The following is a 19,670-nucleotide window of genomic DNA, read 5'->3' as shown; positions in this document are numbered from 1 at the left end:
AAACTCGGAGGAAACATGAAAAAGAATCTGGGTATTCTTACCTTAATTTTCGCCTCGGCTTCCCTTTTATCTAACTGCGTTACCCAATCTAAGTATGACGCCTTACAGGCGATGTATGATCAGAAAGCAAGGGAGCTTTCCAATTTAGAAAAAGATAAGTCTTCCCTCCAAAGATCCGTTGAGGATATGAAAAGGATGCAGGAAGAAACTGAAAGAAGGATCGCCGATTATAGAAGCTTATTAGAAAGTTTTAAAGGAATGATCGATTCCGGAAAACTTAAGATCCGGATCGTAGATGGAAGAATGGTGGTAATACTTTCTTCCGATATATTATTCCCTCCTGGTTCGTCGAGTCTATCTACTAAAGGGACCGATGCAATTAAAGAAGTGACCGGAATTCTATCTTCTCTTCATGGAAGAAGATTCCAAGTAGAAGGTCATACGGATGACGTTCCTACAGGGATCAAAGGATATTCCAACTGGGAACTTGCATCTGCGAGAGCTTTAACAGTTTTGCATACAATGGTGAAGTCCGGAATGCCTGAAGATAGGATCAGTGCAGCTTCTATGGGATCTTCTCGTCCTTCTGTCCCGAATACAAGTGTGGAGAATAGAACCGCAAATCGAAGGATAGAAATTGTAATCGTTCCGGACTTATCTAATCTACCTGGTATTGAAGAATTACGTAAATTGAGCGAATAGACCAGGCCTAGGATTCGCTTGGCGAATTCTATCGCCCTAGAAACTATGGTCCTATCCCCTCTTTTATAAGATTCCTTCGGTGTTTAGGTAGGTTGTATGATCAGCGTTTCGGGTTTATCTCTGAATTTCGGAAAGAAAATTCTTTTTGAAAACGTAACCGTTAAGTTTAAAGAAAACTGTAGATACGGTCTGATCGGAGCCAATGGTTCCGGTAAATCCACTTTTATGAAAATCCTTGCCGGAATGGAGCAGGCTGCCGCCGGTTCCGTTGCGATCGATGTAGGAGTTAAAGTAGGTTACTTAAAACAGGACCATTACGAATACGAAAATGAAACAGTATTGAATACTGTGATGATGGGGAATAAAGAACTTTGGGCAATCGCCAAAGAAAGAGACGAAATTTATTCCAAACCTGAAATGTCCGACGAGGATGGGATCCGAGTTTCCGAGTTAGAGGAAGCTTTTGGAGAAATGGGCGGTTACGAGGCGGAAAGTGTAGCGGGAGAATTGTTAGAAGGTTTAGGAATTCCTACAAACATTCATGGCCAGACACTTTCTTTTTTAACAGGTGGCTTTAAACTTAGGGTATTACTTGCACAGGTACTATTCCAAAAACCGGATGTTCTACTTTTGGACGAACCTACCAACCACTTGGATATCAAAACGATCCACTGGCTGGAATCTTTCCTATTGAATTATAAGGGAGTGGTCATAGTAATTTCTCACGACCGTTACTTCATCAACTCTGTTGCTTCTCATATCTGCGACTTAGATTATCAAACGATGACAGTTTATCCAGGCAACTACGACGAGTATATGGAAGCTTCTCAGGCTGCAAGAGAAAGAGCTCAGTCGGACAATAAACGAGCAAAAGAGAAGATTGCGGATCTGCAAGAGTTCGTTAGTAGATTTAGTGCTAACGCTGCAAAATCTAAACAGGCAACTTCCCGCCAAAAGATGATCGAAAAGATCAAAGATAATATGGTGGAGATCAGACCTTCTTCCAGGCTTTTCCCTTATATAGTTTTCAAAATGAAAAGAGTTCTAGGTAAGGATGTAATCCTTGCGGACAATATTTCCAAAGCTTACGAAGACAGAGTGATCTTTAAGGACTTTACGATCAATATCACCAAAGGGGAGAAGATCGCGATCATCGGAACGAACGGCGTAGGAAAAACAACTCTCTTAAAAACTCTGATGAAGCAGATCGAACCTGATTCTGGAACGGTTTCATTCGGAGACTCTGTGGAGGCTTCTGTCTTTCCTCAGGATCATAGGGAGGGGATAGGAGAAGACGCGGATTCCATTATAGAATGGTTATATAGATATGCTCCTCCAGGCACGGAAATGGAAGAGATTCGAGCTATTTTGGGAAGAATGCTATTTAGTGGGGATATGGCTAAAAAACCTACCCAGGTGCTTTCCGGAGGGGAAAAATCCAGGATCATTTTAGGAAAGATGATCATGGCTCAGGACAATCTTCTGGCATTGGACGAACCTACCAACCACTTGGATTTGGAATCTATTGAGTCCTTGAACTACGCTTTGACCAAATTTGAAGGAACCATTTTATTCGTTTCTCACGATAGGGAGTTTGTAAGTTCAATCGCAACTCGAGTTCTGGAAGTAACCACAGAAGGTATCCGAGACTTCAAAGGAACTTACGAAGAATTCTTAGAAAGAGAAGGACAAGAATTCTATAAACGTCTAGCTGGTGGACCTGTTCTGACAGAAGCTTAGTAGGCTTAGATAAATTTATCTAAAAGTTTCATCAGTATCTGCATAAAAACGGTAACCGAGATGCCGGTTGTTTGGCAACTCGTTCTTTTGGTTACAGGTATTATATTCGCCCTGATGCTTTCGTTTTCTGCAAAAAATTCCGGAATATTCATTTCGAACGTATATTCAGTTTTATGAATATGTTTTCAGATGTTTTACTAATTCATCCAATGCTTTTTTACGATGCGAAACTGAATTCTTTTTCTCATCGGATACTTGGGAAAAATGAGCGGAGAAGGGTGGGTAATAAAAAATAGGATCGTATCCGAATCCATTTCCGCTTGTATCGTAAATATCGGAGATGATTCCGGGACATTCCCCCTCGAAGGTAAATTCTCCTTCCGAAGTAACTAACGCGATCACACATACGTATTTTGCGTTCCGGTTTTTTTCTCCTTTCATTTTTTCGAGGAGAAGTCTGGCTCTTCCCTCGTCGTCTAAACCTTCTCCGCCGAAACGAGCAGAATAGACTCCGGGTTCTCCGCCTAAAGCTTCCACACAAATTCCTGAATCGTCCGCTAAGGAGGGAAGTTTAGAAAGAGAGAATAATTCCCTAGCTTTCAGAAGAGCGTTTTCGGTGAAAGTTTTACCGGTTTCTTCCGGACCGAAATCGATACCTAACTCCTTTGGGGTGGATAATGTAAACCCTAAAGGAGTTAGGATGGCTCGAATTTCGCGAACTTTATGGGAATTGTTGGAGGCTAAAGAAAGGGATTTCAATTTCCCAATTTGAACTCGTCAAAAGCGTCTTCGATAGTAGGAAGAACTTTGAATACTTTGTCCAACATTGTGATCTCGAATAGTTGGAGAAGATCGTCGTCGTTCACTACGATGATAATATCCCCTTCTGCAGAGTTGAACTTTTTTTTGTAGGAGACCAGGATCCCCAGCGCAGTTGAGCAAATATGACTCACCTCAGTAAGATCGATGATGATCTTAGGAGAAGGTTCGAAATTATGGTCGCTCAGGTTGCGGTCCAGTTCCTCGCTGTCGGATTGCAAAATGGATCCGGAAATTTTGATGATGTGGATGTCGCCTTGAACCGTTATTTCCATGTGGGTAACGAACCTTGTGTGCATATTCGATTTTTTTATAGCAAGCAAAAAACAGCCTTTCGCGAACTTCTTTGCACTCTTCTTCCCGAATAATTTTAGAAAAAGAAGAGAATGCGCCTTTTTTCGGGAAATTCTCCCGAAAAAACTTCATTTATGTCCCTATTAATTGAGTTATCTCAAGACTTTGTTTTAATTTTGGATCAGGAAACCTTCTGCAATTGTTCTCTGAAAACTTCGGAAGTCATCTTAACTTTGTATTTTGCGATCAATTTATCTTTGAGTATAGCAAAAGGTTTTTCAGTGATCAAATGGTAGAAATACGCAAAGAAGAAAACTGTCAGTCCAACCGGGATGGTATACAGCAGAAATTCATGTTGCTCTAATTGTTTGTCCGCGTACAGCAACTTTCTGGAAATCGGCGTCATCACCACAATATGAATGATGTACGCACAGTAGGATAATTTTGCAAAAGGAGAGAATCCTTTCCAGGAAAGGAATTTTCCGATTGGGTCTCCCTTTCTCATCGATAGAATAAAAATCCCGATCCATAATAAAGCAAAACTTGGGTAACGAATGATCTGATGAAAACCCATTTCGAATTCGTTCACTAATGCGGTATAAGTTAAAAGCCCGATCCAAAGTCCTGCATGTAAATAATTCGCCCAAGGGCCTAATTGCAGAGCCTTTTCGACCCATGATTTATGAAAATTGAATATATATGCGAATATAATTCCATATAGGACCGAATCTATATGTCCATGGAATGGATAATAAATATTGGCATTGTATAGGTCCACACTTTCCGGGCCGGAAGTCTTTAAGATCACGGTATACATAAAGATTGCACGGTAGATCAAAGGGATTGCGGTAAGGAATATCAAAAATCCCAATCGAAAACGTTTTGGGACATATCTGAAAATGACCAAAAGAAAGATCGGAAAAGCGATATAGAATTGTTCCTCTAAAGAAAGAGACCAGCCATGGAACATGGTTCCTTTGAAATAGTCGGAAAGATACAGGAAGTCGAACCAGATCTTACTTTTGGCCGCTTCGATTTGAGGTATAAGTTCCGGTGGAGCGCTTCTCAGCATTGCCGGAATGAACAGAAAATATTGGAGAATTAGGAAAATATAAAATGGAGGGAAAATCCTCAAGGATCGTTTTAGATAGAAAAACTTCCAGTTGATTGTACCTTTGGACTCTAATTCCGCAAACAATGGGCTCGCGATCAAGAATCCACTCAAAGGAAAAAATAGATCCAAACAAACAGAACCATTATTTAAGAAATTTCTTAAGTAGGGATCGATATCCGGGATAAATATCTGAACTGTACGGTACATATGTCCGTAGATCAGCATGAAAAAGCCCAAGGTTCTTGCCCCGTTAAAGGGTGCGATCTCCCTTTCGTCGGACCTAAAAATTCCCAGGAAATATTCTTTCATTCAATGATCCTTACTATTGTGGATTTATAGTGAAAGGAGTTCTTGTTTAAGATTTGAAACTCTTCACTTTCTTTTTCAGGTGTTTCTAATGTGATAGTAATTGCAGGTTCCGAGTCGGGGCATCTAAAGGATCTCGGCACTAAAAAATGCCATTCTTCATTTAAGCAGGAATTGTAACCTTCTCTGGTTAATCTGAGAAGGATACCTAAACTTAGATCTCCTTGTCCGAAATCTTTAGGGTCCGATTTCCACCGAATTCTATATTTGGTCTCTTTTCGGGGAGAGATGGCCGTTATGAATTTTTCAGGTCTATCGTCGTATTCGAATTCAGTGTTTTTACCGTAGATTGCTATACAAAGGAATATGATAGAAATGAAATATATTTTGAAGTTTCTTGTATTCGGGAATTCTAATTTGGATAGAATGATCTTTAGGTTCAGATAATAAAGAAGTCCAGCCAAAACATAAGTGAACCAATAGATGTGGGAAATCTGGCCCCCCTTCATCTTGAATGCGCCGAATAAAGTGATAAAGAATGCCCAAATCAGGATTTTGAGTAAAGATCTATCAAATTCTTGTAATGTATCTTTCCGGAAACTAGGAATTCCGAATAGTAGACCTACGATTAAAAGTGCAGGGATCTGCTTTGGGATGCTGAGCGGAGTAACGTAATAAGACAGAACATATTGTAGGGTTGGACCTAATTTATGAAATGTGGAATTTTTAAGAGCTAATCCTATTATTTTACTTAAGTTCCCCGGCGTATTTGTAAATTGTTCAATGAGCGGAGGTATCCAACAGATCACGGTGAATACTATTGCAAATAGAATGTTTAATCCGAACTCTTTCGTTTTATATTGGGAGAATCCTTTACTTTTGTAAAAATAAAAACATCCTACTGCAAACATCGGAACTATAAAAGAAATTCCAACAATCTGATTTTGAACAATTATATTCGCACAGACCACAAACCAGAAAAAGTTCCGGATAGAACCTTGGGAAAAATCAGTTAGAGAAAGGATCAATACCAGCGTGGGCAAAAGAACCACTCCTGGTCCCCAGATATTCGAAAATGCATTTGGTAAAAGAGGAGTTAATCCTAGGACTAAGGATGCGAATAATAGGATTGTAGATCTATTCTCTTGTAATCTTGCGCAAAGGATTCTTAAGCCGATCAGAAGAAAAAAAAGATTATAAAGAACGATCCCGATCGAATGTGCACCATGAGGGGATTTCACAAAGAAGAATATCTTTTCTGCAAAGGCCAAATAATAAAATACGATCGGACCCGGATGGTTCACTAAAAAACGTGAGTACGCTCCTAAACTTTCTTCCAACTTTCCTGCCTTCCAGATCTGAAGAGCATTTGCAGCATAATCTCCAGTCTCTTGGTAAGGCTGATTAAAGAATCCAGGGTTCGCTAGTAGATACGCTACGCAGAATAAGATCGGAAAAAGAAGGTAAAGTGGAAGTTTTTTGATAGAAGATGTTTGCATGAATCGGAGAGGAATGGGTTGGCCGATATTTCCAGTAAGCTTCTGTCTTTCGATTCCTGGGTCAAGTAGATTCCTTTTTAGAACGTGCTTTATGCCAATTAGGAACGCTTTGAAGGAGCCTTAAATAATTTATGTTGGAATTCGGACAAATCTTAGAAGCCGCATAAAATTTTGGAAATAAATTACGCTTGATCCGAGTCGGATCGTTACTCTAAGCTTCCGAGACTACTTTTCTACACCAATCAATGGATCCGTTATTTTTTAATTTTTACTCTTTCGGTTCGATCTTAATCGTTCTCTACTTTCTGTATGCCGGTTTCTTCTTTCTTACGATTAAGGAAAGAAGTATGGCGGCCTTTCATTTGGGCGTCTGCGCATTAACCACGGTTTTCCATAATATAGGATATTTTTGGGGCTTTATCTCTTTTGAGGAAAGTACGATCCATCATCGGATCATCGCAGTTGCCGGACCTTTGATGAGTTTTACTCAATTGGTTGGATTCTTTATCTATTTCCCCGAGCCAAGAAAAAAGGGGATCGTGCCTGGTTTGATCTTCTATTGGTTTCTTTATCTGGGCGTATTAGTCATTACCGGATATTATGCTTACATAAGTTGGGATGCGCCTAGGTCTTTTGTTCCCGGAAGTCATTACTGGGATTACGAGGTCCATGTATTTTACAGTTATTTTATATATGTAATCTTATTTTACGAAGTAAGTTACCTTGTGATCGGAATTTGGAAAGCGATCATAGAGACAGGAAAAGAGAGAAGGTCAGTAATCTATATTCTTCTGAGCTACGCAGTGATCACTGTCGTTCCGGGAATTTTAAATGCACTCAGCCGAAACGGAACGGTTGCACGCGCAACCTACCAACAATCCTTTAACCTAGGGATGGTTACTGGGATGTTCCTTATCATGATCGTATACGTGAACGCCACTAAAGAAAGAACTACGATCTTAAACAGGATCATTGGAGTTTCTTTAGCAACATTCTTCGTATGTTATCAGTTAGTAGGTTATTCTATTCTGAACGGATATGAGAGAACCTACGATGAAATGAAAAGAAGGGACAGTTCCATTGCGGTTCAGGAACAAAAAGATCCTCAGGGCCTGGCTTATATAGTTTCTTATGATCCGGAAAAGAATGAATTTCGATCGGAAAGGGGAAATAAGGATCCAAGATTCAAGAAAGAAGATGAATTAGAAGTTCGGTTCTTTAGAGAAAAGCAAAAAATCTCTAATTTGGGAAGTTTGCCCGCAAAAGAAAGGTTGGAGAAAACGGAAAAGATCCTGGAAACTTCTCCCAATGACTTTAAAGCGTATTCGATAGGTATTCGTGCATTTCTAAAGTCGAAAAACAATGAAATTGTGAAAGATCCCGACATTGAAGACTATTTCCGAGGTATATACGGAAAATTGAATATTATTCGGAATAAATATTCTAGGCTTCCAGATGGCAAAAAACAGAAATCGATCGAAGGATTACTCGCATCTTCAGATATCGGATTATCGGAGACCTTGGCTTACGTAAGACAATCCGCAATCCAGGCTGTAAATTCGGGAAAAACCAAAGAACAAGTCTCGAAGATCGTATTGAACTCCCTTGCTCCAATTCATTTTGCGGGAGAACGGATTTACAGGGGAACAAGGATCTATTCTACTTCTGATCCAAAGCCTGTAATGTATCTTTCCTATTATTTTGCTCCCAACCCCGGCGGAAAAATATACGAGGTAGGGTTCGAATATAAGGATTATAGAACATTTCATCATGATCCAAGTTTTATATTAGTAGCTTCGATGGTCCTGACATTCTTCGTGATTGTGATCGGATTTAGGTTCTTCTTTCAAAATGCGATCGTAGCTCCTATGGACGAAGTAGTCGTGGGGTTGACCGAGGTAAATTCCGGAAATTTAGAATATAGGCTCACTCCAAGGGTAGAAGATGAGATCGGTTTCATTGCTAGATCTTTCAATAAGATGGCGAGAAGTATCCAAGCCGCCAGAAAGAGGCTAGAAAAATACGCGGATGAACTAGAAGAAAAAGTAAAAGATAGAACCAAAGAATTGGAAAAAACTTTAGAAGAGGTGAAGGAACTCAAACAACAACAGGATGGGGACTACTTCCTCACATCGCTTTTGATTAAACCATTGGGTGCGAATAAGGCGGTTTCTGAAAATGTCAAAGTGGATTTTCTAATAGAACAAAAGAAGAAGTTCAGTTTCCGAAGATTTAACGATGAGATAGGTGGAGATATGAATATCTCCAACCAGATCACGCTCAGAGGCCAACGTTATATAGTATTTTTGAACGCGGATGCGATGGGAAAATCCATGCAAGGAGCAGGAGGAGCATTAGTTTTAGGAGCCGTCTGTGAATCCATCATAGAAAGGACTCGAATCGTAGAATCTATGAAAGAGCAGTCTCCTGAAAGGTGGCTAAAAAACGCGTTCATAGAATTACATAAGGTATTCGAAAGTTTTGAAGGTTCTATGCTTGTTTCATCGGTTATAGGACTAATCGACGAAAATTCAGGAACATTATATTATATTAATGCAGAGCATCCTTGGACTGTGCTCTATCGAGATGGAAAAGCGGACTTTATAGAACAAGATCTTATGTTCAGAAAGTTGGGGACTACCGGAATGGATGGAAAAATTTCCGTGAAAACATTCCAATTATTGCCTGGCGATGTGATCATTGCAGGTTCCGACGGAAGGGACGATATTCTAATCGGAAACGACAAAGAAGGTGCAAGGATCATTAACGACGACGAAAAACTTTTCCTTAAACTCATTGAAGAAGGAAAAGGAGAACTTTCCAATATATACGACTCCATACAAAAAGTAGGCTCTTTAACGGATGATTTATCCTTAGTCCGTATATCTTTTAAAGAAGAAGGTGGGACCGAAAGGAGCCGAGAAAAGGAAAAGATCAGGCAGCTACTTCGAAAAGCGAAAGAAAGATCTCAAGACAAGAATATCAAAGAAGCGTTATCTTTATTGGAAGAAGCGGACTCATTGGACAATCGTCTACCTGAAGTAAAAAAGGGATTACTTAAGTATCATATACGATTAAAAAATTATCCTAAGGCTGCGCAATTTGCAGAAGAATATTTGAACATTCGTCCTGTGGATAAAGAAATATTATTCATTGCTTCTTACGTAGCAAGAAGAGCTAGGCAATTCCAAAAAGCCCAAGATTTCGGCGAAAGATTACTCTTAAGAGAACCTGATCATGTCAGGAATTTGATCAATTTGACTAGGATCTCCATCGCTTTACGAAATTATGAAAGAGCTAAACAACTTTTGAGAGAAGCCCAGAGACTGGAGCCGGAAAATTCTCAGGTCATAAAGATCAGGCAAGCCTTAGATAAAATATAAAACTTTAGATCTAATGCGACTTAATCAAGAGGCTAAAACTGAAAATCGATCAAGTAAATTAATTTTGTCCAAACTGTGTAAATATCTTGCAAAATGGGGTCAAAAAATTTAAAATACGCGGATCAAATATGAAACAAAATTAAAAGATTAAAAACTTTTAATCAATGTTTTCCTTATCATGCTCTCATATGATTCTAAACTAAGATTCGGAGTTATCGGAATAGGATTTTTGGGCCTATTGATAGGCTTTTCTTCTTGGATTAGTAGTAGAAATCTAACTCAGTCCAAAGACTGGGAGTCCCATACTTTCAACGTAATTTCCAGACTGGAGAATTTGGCTTCTTCCGTAAAAGAGAGCAAAATCCGATTTCTGGTCTTCATAAACTCCGGAAAAAAAGAGGACCTGGAATATTACAAAGCTGAAAAACAGAACATATTCTTCAAGCTAGGTGAGCTAAAATATATAACTAGAGACAATTCTACCCAGCAAAACGGCTTTTTAGAGTTGGAGAAATTACTCATCAAAAAGGACGAAATAGACAGGAAGATAGGCCGGTATTCTACTTTTAAAAACAATGAAATAGGGATCGAGAACGCGATATTGGAGAATGATATCGATCGCCTAATAGATAGACTGAAAGAAAAAGAGGTCTTTCTTCTTTCGGAAAGGACTTACGATTCTAAAATAAAGGAAAAGATCACCGATTGGGTTTTATTCCTATCGATCTCCTTTAATATACTGATCTTAGCCGTACTTTATAGATTTTTAAAGAAGGAGTCCGATCTTAGAGTAAAGGCGGAGAACATCCTCTTTGAAAAAAATAACCTTTTAGAACATACACTTTTCGAAAAAGAAAAGTTCTATAAAGAAATTTTAATGATTAAATCCGCTTTGGATTGTGCTTCCAGTAATATCATGATCGCCGACAACGATCTAAACGTGGTGTATACGAACCGTTCCGTCGTGAATATGTTCCAAAGTGCAAAGGAAAACATCCGTAATCAATATCCGAATTTTTCTCCGGAGGCTTTGATCGGATCTTGTATCGATTCTTTTCATTCTCATCCTGAAAGGCAAAGGCAGATACTTTCTACATTTACTAATACTCATAAGAGCTCTATTTCTATAGGTGGAAGACAATTTAATCTAAGCGCGGATCCAGTTATCGATTCTTCGGGAGAAAGACTGGGAAGCGTCGTGGAATGGCTGGATGTGACCGAACGGAATCTTAAGGAATTTCAGATAAACCAATTAAATCGAGATCTAGAGGAAAATATTCGAAAACTAGAATATGCAAACCGGGAATTGGAGGCGTTCAGTTATTCCGTATCCCATGATTTACGGGCTCCTATACGGGGAATAGACGGATTTACTAAGATCATGTTGGAAGATTATTCCGCAGTGTTGGAGCCGGAAGCTTTAAGAATTTTGAATGTGATCGCTACCAATTCCAAATTTATGGGGCAATTGATAGATGATCTGTTGGCATTTTATCGTGTATCAAAGCTGGAGCCGAAGTCGGATTCTATAAATATGAAACATATGGTTTCGGATTCCGTTGAGATCATCAATCAGGAATACGGAGCTAAAAGCCCTATCGTACAAATTTCGGAACTTCCTCCGGTAAAAGGGGACGCTTCCATGTTAAAACAGGTTTGGTTGAATCTGATCTCGAACGCATACAAGTATTCTTCCAGATCGCAAAATCCTTTTGTAGAAATAGGTTTTTTAAACGGAGAAGGTAATCGAACATTCTTCGTGAAAGATAACGGGGTGGGTTTCGACGATCAATATTCCCATAAACTTTTCAAGGTATTCCAAAGATTACATTCCAACGAAGAATTTAACGGAACCGGGATCGGACTCGCGATCGTTGATAGGATAGTGCAGAGACATGGCGGAAAAGTCTGGGCAGAAGGAAAAATGGGACAAGGCGCCACATTTTATTTTACAATACCGAACAAGGAATAGAGAAGAATGAATCAATCGGGAAACTATGATATACTGTACGCGGAGGATAATCCGAACGACGCAGAACTTACTTTGAGAGGTTTCAAAAAAAATAATTTAGTAAATCAAGTCTTTCATGTTAAAGACGGAGAAGAAGCCCTAGAGTTTTTATTTTCCAGAGGAAGGTATCATGGCAGAGAATCCGGCGGAAAACCTTTATTCGTATTACTAGATCTGAAAATGCCAAAAGTGGACGGTCTCGAAGTTCTAAGAGAGATCAAATCGGACGAAAAATTAAGAACAGTCCCCGTCGTAATGCTAACTTCTTCCGCGGAAGAGAAAGACATAGTGGAAAGTTATAAATTAGGCGTGAACAGTTATATTATAAAACCTGTAGAATTTGAAAAATTGATCATAACAGTATCTGAAATAGGGCAATATTGGTGTATATTAAATAAATCGGTGCATTGATATGAAGACGCTAAAATTCCTTTTTTTAGAAGATTCTTCTACCGATCTAGAGCTTATTCAGAGAGAATTAAAAAGGGCGGGAGTGGATTATATTCCGGTCCATGTTCAAGATAGAGAAGAATACTTAAAGGCTATCGAAGATGAGAAGCCTGATTTTATTTTTTCGGATTACTCGCTTCCTAATTTCGACGGATTATCCGCATTAACCATCGCAAAAGAGCAATGCCCTAGCACTCCTTTTATATTCGTTTCCGGAACTTACGGAGAAGATGCCGCCATCCAAACTTTGACTAGAGGGGCAACCGATTACGTTCTGAAAGATAGGTTAGTAAAACTTGTCCCTGCTTTAAGAAGAGCGATCCGAGAAATAGAGGAACATAAAGCTTTAAGAAGAGCGGAACAAGAAAAATTCGAAATAGAAGAACAGCTCAGACAAAGCCAGAAAGTGGAAGCAATGGGATTTTTGGCCGGAGCTATGGCTCACGAGATCAACAATCCTATCATGGCCATCATAGATTATGCTCAATTGATCTCCAAGGGAGAAATGGATATAGATAAAGCCCAAAAGATCGCAGCTAAGATCAAACAGGAAGGAGAAAGAATTTCCGTAATGGTAAAAGACTTACTAAGATTTGCCAGACAGGAAAAAGCCGCCTTCGAACCTGTGAGCGTCTTTGCGTTAATATCAAGGGCACGTTCTATTTCAGAGCAAAGATTAAAAATGAGCCGTATCCAATTGGATCTGGATATTCATACCGATCTTCCTTCCGTAATGTGTAAAGAGGGACAGATACTTCAAGTACTCTTAAATCTGATCAATAACGGAACGGATGCGTTGAACGAACGTTATCCGGAATACGATGAGAACAAAAGAATGATCATCTCCGCTAAACCGGAAGAGATCGGCGGCAAGTCTTGGGTAAGGATAACTGTGGAAGATTTGGGTTCTGGAATTCCTCAGGAGATCGGTAAATCAATCTTCAATACATTTTTCACTACTAAAGGTGCGGATAAGGGTACCGGTTTAGGACTTTCTGTCAGTCTCGGGATTGTGAAAGAGCACGGAGGGTTTCTTTCTTTCGAAAGTTCCGCCAATGAATACACCAGGTTTTTTCTGGATTTGCCCGCAGTCTAACGGCGATTTTTGGATCTTCTTTGTAATTTTTTTGTCAAATAATTATCTACGAATGGTTATACTAGATGATGGAATCGACTGAATATACAAACTTAGTTTCGGAAAGACCTTTTGCCGATCTAGACTTAAGAGTCGGTAAAGTGATCGGTTTCGAATTGTTTCTAGACCATGGAGAAAAAGCATACAGATTGATCTTGGATTTCGGTGAGAGCGCCGGAGTTCGTAAATCAAGTGAATCCATACTTTCTCTCGGAGAAGAGAAAGATTTTTTGGGCAAACAAACTCTTTGTGTTATGGACTATCCTTCCGCTCATATCGCAAGAATGAGAGCCCAAGCTCTATTCTTAGGCTTTGTGGAAGAAGAGGAAGAGTTCAGCAAATCCGACGCAATCAGCTTCGTCCAACTCGCCTGTTAATCGGATCATAAAAGTTAAGGAGCCTAAGAAGGGCTTCTTAATATCTGATTTCGCCTATCTTTCCCCTTGACGCCCCGCGGTTTTTACGTATAGTGAGGCGGCGCTATCCGGTTAAGAAACTAAAATATGCCATATAAACCTACAGAACCCAGCATGAAGTTGGGAAAATTCGCAGTTTCATTCGCAAGAGACACTTCACTCGGAGTTCTATCCGGCGTTAAGTCGGCACTCACTGGTTCATTCGAATGGTGTGCAAAAAGTTTATCCCAAATTTCGGAAACACCTACAGTAAACGGAACTCGCCTTGGAGAATTTTTGAAGGATGCAGGCAAGTCCTTGGGAGAAGCCGGAAGTAAAACGGAAGAAGGCCTATCTAAAGCATTCGAATCCACCGCACAAGCGATGCATACCGCATTGGAGGCACTGAGCGAAACGGAGTCTTTGATACAAAAAAAAGTATTCGAGAACATTTCAGTCTCCAGCGTAGTGGGAGAATCTTTTGCAGGAATGATCACCACTTCGGAGATCCAAGCATCTTTTCGTTTGGATGGAAAAGATGTAAGTCCGGAAGAAGTGTTGGCGGATTGGAAAAGATCCGGATCTAAAAAACCGATCCTTTGTGTTCCAGGTCTATTTTGTGACGAAGGGCTTTGGATTAAAAATGGAGAACCCTCTTTCTCCGAAATCCTAATAAAAGAAAATTATTATCCTTTTTATCTTAGATTCAACCCCGGGGCTCATATCTCGGAGAATGGCTCGAAACTTTTGGAATTGGTAAGAAAGGTTCTAGAAGATCCGGAATTAAAACAAAAAAAGTTCGATGTAGTTTCCTATAGCCAAGGTGGACTCGTTTTTAGAAGCGCCCTCTATTCTTCTAAAAAGGAAGGAAATCCACTTTCTTCTAATATTAAAAAAGTATTATTTATAAGTTCTCCTGACGGAGGTTCCTATATCGAAAAAGTCGGATTCTGGTTGGGACTTGGAGCCGAGGCTTTGCCTGTATTTCCCGTGCAGTTGGTAGGTTATATCGGAAACCAAAGAAGTGAGGCAATGAAGGATCTTTCTCACGGAATTATCCGAGAAGAGGACTGGAAAGACGGAACACATCTAGGCAGATACGGAAAGGATAAATATTTCGGGGAACTAGACGAGATAGATGCCTATCAGATCTATAGTTTTGTCTCGGAGGAAGGAGGAGATTGGTCTTCCTGGATCGGAGACGGGATTGTAGAAAAACCAAGCCTTACTCTTTTTAGTGATTCCATATTTCGTAAGAAATCCAATCCGGAAAATAGAGTAAAGGTCCTAAAAGGATTATCTCATTATCAGATCGTGCCTTCCCCCGAATTGAGAGAGTATTTCTTAAAGGTCTTTGTTGGAAAGTAAGGGGTTCATTTTACCCAACCCTTCGTTTTATAATCATTATATCCTAACTTTAAGGCTTCTTTGATCTGGGAAAGAATGAGCGGGTCCTTCTTCTTTATATAAAAGCAACTTTTGCCTTTTAAACATTTCAGAAGTTCTGACGGGAATATTTTTTTCAGTCCAGGTTCCGAATACACAGGCATAAAATAAAATCCCACGTAACCTTTTTGAACTAGAACGCCTGCAAAATAAACTTCGGGCTTTTTTTTGCCGTTTACTTCGATCTCCATCTCGCTGACCAAACCGTATTGGCCTCTGGAATCCCCTCTTTCTTTAAGACTTCCCTTTATATAGGGTTTCATCAGCTTCTTGATCTCATTAAAGATCGGAACTAGTTCCGGTTGTCCCGGGGATTTGTCTTCGTATTTGATCCCTCGTTTAGGGGAAGAGTTTGTCTTTGCGGACTTCTTCTTAGCTGGCATGCTTCGCATTTTGGGGACCTTCTTCCCATGAAACAAGTTGTTTTCATGCCTAAAATCAGAAGAAGATCAAATTCATACGATTATAAATGGCTCGTAGAATGAGAGCCTTTCTAAAAGAGCATTAAGTAAAAATAATGTATGAGCGGCCACTCACTTAACTCTGTTTGTTTGTGGCCCCACTAATTCATTCAATAATTATAAATAACAATCGTTCTTCATAAAAATAAACATATATAAGCCGCTTATAAGAAGAAGCTTGTTACGAGTTAAGCCTCCCAAATATTATGCTTTCACAGAAGTAAAAAAGGTGAATGGAAATATGAAGAGAAAATTAATCATGCTTACCGTTTTGCTTATAAGCTTGTCTTCGACTAGTTTGTTCGCAAGTAGGGGAGCGGTAACTGAAAGTCCGATCGATATATTTGAAAAGTCCGCGGAAGCTAAATCGCTAGCCGTACAAAGACAAGTGCAAGTGGCGGCAAACCTACCGGTACACAAGGCTTTGTTTTACGGCACACATAACTCTTATAATAGCAAAGCGTATGCGGGACCTTTCTTTTCTTACGCTTTCCCGAACCAACAGGTTTCCATTACGGATCAGTTGAGATTGGGAGCAAGGTTTATAGAATTAGATATTCATTACTATCTGAGCACGAATTTCAAAAACGATTTCTTGCTTTGCCATGGTCAATCCAACGATCTAGGATGTAACGTATTCGATCGTCCGGCAAGCAAAGGATTGGAAGAGATCCGCAACTGGATTTCTTCTCCTCAAAACAGGAACGAAGTTCTGGTCCTTTATTTTGAGGATTACCTGGACGGAAGACAGGATGAGTTCTTAGGGATCGTAAGAAGTTATTTAGATCCTTATTTATACAGATACAGCGGTTCTTGCGGAGATATTCCGAGTGCAGCAAATATGCCGAAACTCAAAGATATGGTTTCTTCTAACAGAAGGATTTTAATGATGAGTAACGGTTGTTACGACGGAGCATGGAACCAATACTCAAAAAGGATCTTCTTCGGAAGTAACACCATCAGCCCGAAAGATTTCCAAGGCTATCCAAGCTGTAACTGGTCCAGAGGTGTATACGATAACACTATGACCCGTGTATTCAATGATAGCACTAACTACTTCGGTATCTACGACGGAGTAAAAGAAAGTGGAGTATTCACAAACGATAATATCGCTCAGATGTTAGCTTGCGGTATCAGTGTATTCGGAATAGACCAATTTAGTCCTGATTTTGCAAAGCAAGGACTTTGGTCTTGGGATAACGCGGAGCCAAACGATTACGCCAACGCGGAAGATTGCTTGCAGATCGTAGGAAGCGGACGTTGGAACGACAATAAATGTTCCAACAGCTATCGTTATGCTTGTAAAGACGGAAGCGGCAACTGGGCAATCACGGATGCTTCCGGAAATTGGGCAAACGGAAAGAGCGCATGTTCTGCGAGAGGCTGGAACTTCTCCTCTCCTGTAACTCCATACGAGAACAAAAAACTCCAAGAGGCAAAAAATGCTAAGGGAGTTTCGGAAGTATGGGCAAATCTTACCGACCAGTATTCCGAAGGATATTGGGAAGCCGGAAGATAATCTAATATACTTTTCGCTTTAACATGAAAACGGGATCTTCGAGAAATCGGGGTCCCGTTTTTTTATTTTTGGGCCAAAGCTGCTTAAATTTTATCGTCGACTTAAACATTATAAAAACGGATAATTTACGAAGAATAAAAGTTTTAGCCGGTCTTTTTCAAGATTCGGCGTTAATTAAGGAAAAGTTTCAGATTTATGGTCCAATCTTTCTTTAAAGTTTTATTTGCGGAAGATAACGAAAGTTCGGCCGAATTACTCATTCACTTTTTGGAAAGGTTCAATTTTGAAATCGACCATGTCGTGGATGGAATGGCCGCCGAACTTAAATTAAGAAAAACGAAATATGATCTGATCCTTTTGGATAATATGATGCCGGTGCTTTCCGGAGTTCGCCTTGCAAATAAGATCCCCGACCTGAACAAAAATACTCCGATCATTTTCCTGACTGCGAGTAACGAAAAAGAAGATGTGGTGGCCGCGGCCCATAGCAAACAACTTGTAGGCTATATCTTAAAACCTTTCGATCCTGAAAAACTTTTACAAAAAATAGTCTCTGTCCTAAAGATCCCGAATGATATGATTGTGGATAAAAAGAAATATCCGTTCTCAATTGAAAGAACACAAAATGTCTCTTATGGGAACGGAGTTAGGCTCATTGGTTGTCCTTTCCAAAAAAATGCGGAGAAGATCGCCCAAGAGATCGCGTTCATACTTAAAGAACTCCCTGGAGTCCGCAAATTTTTTATCGAAGTGGGAGAGGAATTTTATTATCACAAAAAGGCCCAGGAGATCCTGGCCTCCCTTGTGACCCGTCTGGCTTCTAAATATGAGATTAAAGAAGAAGATATTCTCATACTTTCTTCTTAATTTTTTTTGGAACCGACTTTTTAGCCCCCGGTCCCAGGAGCATAAAGAGGAGAAATGAATGTTTCGCAAAATTACGAAAATAACCGCGATTTTGTTGGTGCTAGGGACAACCGCCCTACTGACTCAGGGATGCCATCATAAATGGATGTCTCATGAGAAAAGAGCCAATTATATCGTCAAAAAACTTAAGTCCGAATTGGATTTAACTGATGCACAAGCTGCGACCCTTGATAAAATTAAAGAGGACGTGCTTGCAAAACGTAAAGAGCTAAAGTTGGGCGGACACTTCTTCCCTAAGGAAGCAGTAGAAGAACTTCGTGCAGACAAATTGAATCCTGAAAAATGGAACAAACTGGGCGAAGAAAGAGAGAAAAAGATCGCAGCTCTTAGAGTATTTTTTACCAAAAAGGCAGTGGAATTCCACGCGGTATTAACTCCCGAACAAAGAGGGAAACTTGCGGATCTAATCCTTAAGTTCCAAAGTAAATTCGATAAGGAAGACGAGGATTAATTTCCAAAGTTCTTCGGAGGTAAAATGGGAGAGGCAGAATTTTCCCGCTTCGTAGAAGAAACTAGGGAGATCGTCTTAGCGGCGATCTCCCGTTACTTGTATGAACGCTTTGCGTATGCGATAGACGATGTCGCACAAGAAACATATCTTCGCGCTTATAAAGCATTACAAAAAGGTCAATTTAGAGGAGATTCTAAGTTAACCACTTGGTTGTACACAATCGCTCGGAACGAATCCATTCGAATGAATGAAAATCTTGTAAGAGAGGAAACCAAGGCAGAGAAGGCCGGAAAGAGATCAGAAGAAGATTCCAGAAGTTTTGCATTTGAAAAGGAATTGCCGGAAGATAGAGAAGATCTTCCGACTTGGGAAAAAGCAAAACTTTGGATCGGCAATCTGCCGGAAGCGTATAGAAGTGTGATCCAATATTATCTTTCCGGATACTCCGAAAAAGAGATCGCCGAAGTTCTGGGAGTTCCTGCCGGAACTGTAAAATCCAGAGCGGCAAGAGGAAAAGAAATGTTGCGAAGAATGCAGAACTCCGAAAAAAGAGAAGGAGGAGAAGTATGGGGAAAATATTGAAAGATTGTCTACCGATGAAGGAAGAGATCGAAAAAAGAAAATCGGATCCGAACTGGTCTAAAAATTTAGCTTCTTGTGTGATCGACAGATACAAAAAAGAAGAAAGTTCTAAAAAGCTGGTTCAATTCCCGATCAGAAATGTATTAGCGGTAGCAGCCGCACTCCTCTTGGGCATTTCTATCGGATGGTATTCTTTTGCCGGACAACTCAACACAGAAGATGAATATTATCTTGGTGTTACTTCCATCTTAGAAGGCGAATCTTACCTCTCCACTCTAGAAGAATAAAATAAGTCGGGCCCGAATGATTGGGCCCGTCGTTCTCTCTATGTAAGGCGGATCTCGCGGAATCAAAATTCCGGGAGAAGTCCCGATCAATCCAAAAAAATCACAAGCGCAGTAAACATTTCGCTACACGTAGCTCCTATATTCCCCAG

The 19,670-nt window shown here is 39.9% G+C and carries 18 protein-coding genes; 13 read left to right on the top strand and 5 right to left on the bottom strand.

Features of this window, described 5'->3' with window-relative positions; all coding sequences use genetic code 11:
* Positions 1-15 precede the first annotated feature (15 nt).
* Both LEP1GSC185_RS00870 and LEP1GSC185_RS00865 read left to right on the top strand, forming a co-directional pair.
* On the top strand, positions 16-702 hold the full coding sequence (locus LEP1GSC185_RS00870) for an OmpA/MotB family protein (RefSeq protein ID WP_024863950.1): 687 nt from the start codon (positions 16-18) through the stop codon (positions 700-702).
* A gap of 96 nt (positions 703-798) precedes the next feature.
* Complete coding sequence (locus LEP1GSC185_RS00865) at positions 799-2,442, top strand: ATP-binding cassette domain-containing protein (RefSeq protein WP_008590807.1); 1,644 nt, start codon at positions 799-801, stop codon at positions 2,440-2,442.
* A 171-nt stretch (positions 2,443-2,613) separates the two neighbouring features.
* On the opposite strand, the gene rdgB is transcribed toward LEP1GSC185_RS00865, so the two are convergent.
* The 4 genes from rdgB to LEP1GSC185_RS00845 all read right to left on the bottom strand — a co-directional run bounded on the left by rdgB (position 2,614) and on the right by LEP1GSC185_RS00845 (position 6,474).
* Positions 2,614-3,201 carry an RdgB/HAM1 family non-canonical purine NTP pyrophosphatase gene (rdgB, locus tag LEP1GSC185_RS00860; protein WP_008591093.1) on the bottom strand — a complete coding sequence of 196 codons (588 nt, stop codon included), beginning with the start codon at positions 3,199-3,201 and terminating at the stop codon, positions 2,614-2,616.
* Positions 3,198-3,536 carry an STAS domain-containing protein gene (locus tag LEP1GSC185_RS00855; RefSeq protein WP_010514772.1) on the bottom strand — a complete coding sequence of 113 codons (339 nt, stop codon included), beginning with the start codon at positions 3,534-3,536 and terminating at the stop codon, positions 3,198-3,200. Before LEP1GSC185_RS00855 ends, rdgB begins: the two co-directional genes overlap by 4 nt.
* A gap of 200 nt (positions 3,537-3,736) precedes the next feature.
* Positions 3,737-4,978 (bottom strand): acyltransferase family protein, encoded by a 1,242-nt coding sequence (locus LEP1GSC185_RS00850; protein WP_008591129.1) that lies wholly within the window; start codon positions 4,976-4,978, stop codon positions 3,737-3,739.
* Positions 4,975-6,474 (bottom strand): hypothetical protein, encoded by a 1,500-nt coding sequence (locus LEP1GSC185_RS00845; RefSeq protein ID WP_008591535.1) that lies wholly within the window; start codon positions 6,472-6,474, stop codon positions 4,975-4,977. Before LEP1GSC185_RS00845 ends, LEP1GSC185_RS00850 begins: the two co-directional genes overlap by 4 nt.
* Before the next feature lie 245 nt (positions 6,475-6,719).
* Between LEP1GSC185_RS00845 and LEP1GSC185_RS00840 the strand changes: the two genes are divergently transcribed.
* The 6 genes from LEP1GSC185_RS00840 (at position 6,720) to LEP1GSC185_RS00815 (ending at position 15,216) form a co-directional block, all read left to right on the top strand.
* Positions 6,720-9,857, top strand: coding sequence for a SpoIIE family protein phosphatase (locus tag LEP1GSC185_RS00840; RefSeq protein ID WP_008590916.1), 3,138 nt, complete (start codon positions 6,720-6,722; stop codon positions 9,855-9,857).
* Between the two features lie 178 nt (positions 9,858-10,035).
* Positions 10,036-11,829, top strand: a complete 1,794-nt coding sequence (locus LEP1GSC185_RS00835; RefSeq protein ID WP_008591328.1) for an ATP-binding protein — start codon at positions 10,036-10,038, stop codon at positions 11,827-11,829.
* Between the two features lie 6 nt (positions 11,830-11,835).
* Positions 11,836-12,279 carry a response regulator gene (locus LEP1GSC185_RS00830; RefSeq protein ID WP_008590472.1) on the top strand — a complete coding sequence of 148 codons (444 nt, stop codon included), beginning with the start codon at positions 11,836-11,838 and terminating at the stop codon, positions 12,277-12,279.
* 1 nt (position 12,280) lies between these two features.
* Positions 12,281-13,414 (top strand): hybrid histidine kinase/response regulator LvrB, encoded by a 1,134-nt coding sequence (lvrB, locus tag LEP1GSC185_RS00825; protein WP_008591244.1) that lies wholly within the window; start codon positions 12,281-12,283, stop codon positions 13,412-13,414.
* Between the two features lie 65 nt (positions 13,415-13,479).
* Positions 13,480-13,830: a hypothetical protein gene (locus LEP1GSC185_RS00820; protein ID WP_008590079.1), complete on the top strand. Its 351-nt coding sequence runs from the start codon at positions 13,480-13,482 to the stop codon at positions 13,828-13,830.
* A 126-nt stretch (positions 13,831-13,956) separates the two neighbouring features.
* Positions 13,957-15,216: an esterase/lipase family protein gene (locus LEP1GSC185_RS00815; RefSeq protein WP_010514776.1), complete on the top strand. Its 1,260-nt coding sequence runs from the start codon at positions 13,957-13,959 to the stop codon at positions 15,214-15,216.
* A 5-nt stretch (positions 15,217-15,221) separates the two neighbouring features.
* Here the strand turns inward: LEP1GSC185_RS00815 and LEP1GSC185_RS00810 are convergent, their stop codons facing one another.
* Complete coding sequence (locus LEP1GSC185_RS00810; protein ID WP_232298417.1) at positions 15,222-15,686, bottom strand: DUF1801 domain-containing protein; 465 nt, start codon at positions 15,684-15,686, stop codon at positions 15,222-15,224.
* A gap of 310 nt (positions 15,687-15,996) precedes the next feature.
* Between LEP1GSC185_RS00810 and LEP1GSC185_RS00805 the strand changes: the two genes are divergently transcribed.
* The 5 genes from LEP1GSC185_RS00805 (at position 15,997) to LEP1GSC185_RS00780 (ending at position 19,521) form a co-directional block, all read left to right on the top strand.
* Complete coding sequence (locus LEP1GSC185_RS00805; RefSeq protein WP_024863949.1) at positions 15,997-17,274, top strand: phosphoinositide-specific phospholipase C-related protein; 1,278 nt, start codon at positions 15,997-15,999, stop codon at positions 17,272-17,274.
* Between the two features lie 195 nt (positions 17,275-17,469).
* Positions 17,470-18,141 (top strand): response regulator, encoded by a 672-nt coding sequence (locus LEP1GSC185_RS00795; protein ID WP_008591519.1) that lies wholly within the window; start codon positions 17,470-17,472, stop codon positions 18,139-18,141.
* Positions 18,142-18,199: 58 nt separating this feature from the next.
* Complete coding sequence (locus LEP1GSC185_RS00790; protein ID WP_024863947.1) at positions 18,200-18,652, top strand: Spy/CpxP family protein refolding chaperone; 453 nt, start codon at positions 18,200-18,202, stop codon at positions 18,650-18,652.
* 24 nt (positions 18,653-18,676) lie between these two features.
* Positions 18,677-19,234: an RNA polymerase sigma factor gene (locus LEP1GSC185_RS00785; protein WP_008590234.1), complete on the top strand. Its 558-nt coding sequence runs from the start codon at positions 18,677-18,679 to the stop codon at positions 19,232-19,234.
* Complete coding sequence (locus LEP1GSC185_RS00780) at positions 19,219-19,521, top strand: hypothetical protein (RefSeq protein WP_010514783.1); 303 nt, start codon at positions 19,219-19,221, stop codon at positions 19,519-19,521. Before LEP1GSC185_RS00785 ends, LEP1GSC185_RS00780 begins: the two co-directional genes overlap by 16 nt.
* Positions 19,522-19,670: the final 149 nt, after the last annotated feature.

Origin of the sequence: Leptospira licerasiae serovar Varillal str. VAR 010 (assembly GCF_000244755.1) — a bacterium.
In the GTDB taxonomy this organism is placed as follows: Bacteria; Spirochaetota; Leptospiria; order Leptospirales; family Leptospiraceae; genus Leptospira_B; species Leptospira_B licerasiae.
Note: the sequence above shows the minus strand (reverse complement) of the source record. Positions and strands in the feature narration are given on the sequence as shown.